Origin of the sequence: Roseburia sp. 1XD42-69 (assembly GCF_003612565.1) — a bacterium.
GTDB lineage: Bacteria > Bacillota > Clostridia > Lachnospirales > Lachnospiraceae > Roseburia_B.
In genome coordinates this window covers 1-2,692 of the sequence record NZ_RAZG01000161.1, presented here as the reverse complement: position 1 = coordinate 2,692, position 2,692 = coordinate 1, and the positions used below count along the sequence as shown (strand labels likewise).

Genomic DNA, 2,692 nt, shown 5'->3' with positions numbered 1-2,692 from the left:
TTTCTTTCTCTCCGCCATAAATCTACATTTTTTCTTCGGCGTTTTCTTACATTTTATCATTGGCGCTAACATTTGGAAGTAAGCAGATAGAAAGCCTTTTGGAGCAGGCAAAAGCGGCGCAGAAGTCGAAACAGCGTGGAAAGTATTTGAAAAATAGCAAAGAGGAAAGGTAGGAAACACTATGGAAAACAGGATTTATGACGAAAATAACGGTCTTTGGTATGTAAGGCAAGGCGACTATTACCTCTCAGAGCTTGCATTACTTCCCGAAGAAGAAAAACCGATTGGCATTTGGGGGCAAAGGCATTTGCAGTATTTCAAAGAGCATAAGCAGTTCGTTTATCTCAATCTGCTGACAAGCGGCAGGCTGAATGAATATTTGGCAAGTGTGGATAAACAGGCAGAGGATTTGTTTTCTCGGCTGGTAAAGGAATATGCCGATAGGCAGGGAGTGACGGAAAGGTTAAAAGAGGAAAACCAGCTTTTATGGGTTCAGAAAATGAATAACATTCGGGCTTGTGTGAGGGAAGTTGTGGAGAGCGAGGTAATCTATTCATAAGTTATAGGTGGCACTTCTGCCGTATGTGGAAGTGCCTCTCAATCAAAAAAATAGTTCGGAGAATTGAAAAATCTTATGAATTTGTGTATACTTGGAAAAAGAAATTAGATTGATAAATTGGGATTGATAAAGGAGAACAATATGAGAAAAACAATTTTATTTGTAATTTTGCAGCAATATGCAGATTGGGAAGCTGCTTACATTTCATCTGCAATTTCTATGTTAGGGCAAGACAACTATGAGATAAAAACAGTATCTTTATCAAAAGATTACGTTCAATCAATCGGTGGATTTAAGGTGTTGCCAGACTATGATGTTGCATCTGTTCCGAATGATTATGAAGCTCTTATTCTAATTGGTGGGATGACGTGGAGAAGCGAAAATACACAACCAATTAAGGTACTGGCAAAGGATTGTTTTCAACGGGGAAAATTGTTATGCGGAATCTGTGACGCTTCTGCATTTTTGGGTACAGCAGGTATATTGAACCATGTTGCTCATACAAGTAATGATTTGAATGATTTGAAACAATGGGCAGAAACGAATTACACTGGAGAAACAAATTATATTGCGAAGCAGGCAGTTTGTGATAAAAATGTGATAACGGCTAATGGAACGGCATCTTTAGAATTTGCAAAAGAGATTTTGCGTGCATTACATATAACTGATGAAAAAACAATCGCTGATTGGTATAACTTTCACAAATTAGGCTTCTATATCGCTCCAATGCCTAAAATGTAAATTCCAGTTTTAGGGAGGATTAGATGTTAAAAAGATACAAGTTAAGTTTTGAAATTTGGGGATTGTTGCTATTCTTGATTGTTATGATACCGAATTTTATTTGGTTTGCTATCCCTGCGCCAAACGATATACTAAGAGCAAAATCAATTACAGAAATGGTCGATACAGTAGCTTCTGTATGTCAAATATTGATGATTGTTTCTATATGTATTTTTAGAAACAGAGAGAGTAAAAAGTTGTGTATATCCCCTTTTGTTATCATGGTAACAGTTTGCTATTTACTATATGTGGCAAGCTGGATAGCTTACTATAATGGTATGACAAATGCGATTGTAATATTAGGATTGACTATTCCACCCTGTTTAGCATTTTTGTTTTTTGCGATTGATAGAAAAAATGGTATAGCTTTAATTCCTATTTCAATTTTTACAATTTGTCATGTGGTATATGGAGTAGCAAACTTTATAGTTTGATAAATTCGAGTTTATCAGGAAGTTACAAGGAACGAAAAGTCTGAAATTATGAGGATACAAGAGATGGTTATTTTAATTACAGGAGCATCGCATACAGGTAAAACAGCACTTGCTCAAAAGTTACTTGAAAAATATAAATACCCATATTTATCAATAGACCATCTAAAAATGGGGTTAATTCGCAGTGGAAATACAGAACTCACACCAATGAGCAGTGAGAAGGATTTAACTGCATATCTATGGCCTATCGTTCGTGAGATAGTTAAAACGGCTATTGAAAATAAGCAGAATTTAATTGTTGAGGGTTGCTATATTCCGTTTGATTGGAAAAAGGATTTTGTTTACGAATATCTCGAAAATATTAAATATTATTGTCTTATAATGAGTGAAGGCTATATTAGAAGTCATTTTGCAGACATAAGAGGATATGCAAACACCATTGAAAATCGATTAGATGATGAATGCTATACGATGGCGAGTATTTTGGAAGACAATGCAGAAGTATTACGTAATGCACAGAAATATCAATTAAACTACATACTATTTGAAGATAAATACGAAGTCAATATTGATTTCTAGCGACAGTTTCCTGTTTGTGAAATTGACGGCAAAACTTAGTGTTGATTTTCTAAGCGAACTCGCTTATAATTTAAACCATAGCATATAGCTATTATCCGCAGTTACAGAGCCAGTGTTATCAACAGCGATAACAAAATGATAACATTAGCTCATATAGGCAGGATAATATGGATATATCAAATAATCAAAAGATTTACATACTCGACAGGGAATAAATCTTAAACAAAATTAGTTAGGAAAAGTCGAGTTCGAGTAACGGATAAAATCCCGGGAGTGTAATATAAAGTGTGTAAGTTACCGGTAACAAAAACTTACGCACTTTATTTTTATGATAAAGTGC

At 34.9% G+C, this 2,692-nt stretch carries 4 protein-coding genes; all 4 read left to right on the top strand.

Annotated features, from left to right (window positions below; all coding sequences use genetic code 11):
* The first annotated feature begins 181 nt into the window (after nucleotides 1-181).
* The 4 genes from D7Y06_RS24615 (at nucleotide 182) to D7Y06_RS24600 (ending at nucleotide 2,352) form a co-directional block, all read left to right on the top strand.
* Entirely contained in the window at nucleotides 182-559 is a 378-nt protein-coding gene (locus D7Y06_RS24615; RefSeq protein WP_120410109.1) for a TnpV protein, read from the top strand.
* A 141-nt stretch (nucleotides 560-700) separates the two neighbouring features.
* Nucleotides 701-1,300 (top strand): type 1 glutamine amidotransferase family protein, encoded by a 600-nt coding sequence (locus tag D7Y06_RS24610; protein ID WP_120410108.1) that lies wholly within the window; start codon nucleotides 701-703, stop codon nucleotides 1,298-1,300.
* A gap of 23 nt (nucleotides 1,301-1,323) precedes the next feature.
* Complete coding sequence (locus D7Y06_RS24605; RefSeq protein ID WP_120410107.1) at nucleotides 1,324-1,773, top strand: hypothetical protein; 450 nt, start codon at nucleotides 1,324-1,326, stop codon at nucleotides 1,771-1,773.
* 63 nt (nucleotides 1,774-1,836) lie between these two features.
* Nucleotides 1,837-2,352 (top strand): AAA family ATPase, encoded by a 516-nt coding sequence (locus tag D7Y06_RS24600; protein ID WP_120410110.1) that lies wholly within the window; start codon nucleotides 1,837-1,839, stop codon nucleotides 2,350-2,352.
* The last annotated feature ends 340 nt before the right edge of the window (nucleotides 2,353-2,692 follow it).

Excerpts from the sequence above, each read along its gene's own strand:
- D7Y06_RS24610 (WP_120410108.1), top strand. The coding sequence starts at position 701 with ATGAGAAAAACAATTTTATTTGTAATTTTGCAGCAATATGCAGATTGG.
- D7Y06_RS24600 (WP_120410110.1), top strand. The coding sequence starts at position 1,837 with ATGGTTATTTTAATTACAGGAGCATCGCATACAGGTAAAACAGCACTT.
- D7Y06_RS24605 (WP_120410107.1), top strand. The coding sequence starts at position 1,324 with ATGTTAAAAAGATACAAGTTAAGTTTTGAAATTTGGGGATTGTTGCTA.
- D7Y06_RS24615 (WP_120410109.1), top strand. The coding sequence starts at position 182 with ATGGAAAACAGGATTTATGACGAAAATAACGGTCTTTGGTATGTAAGG.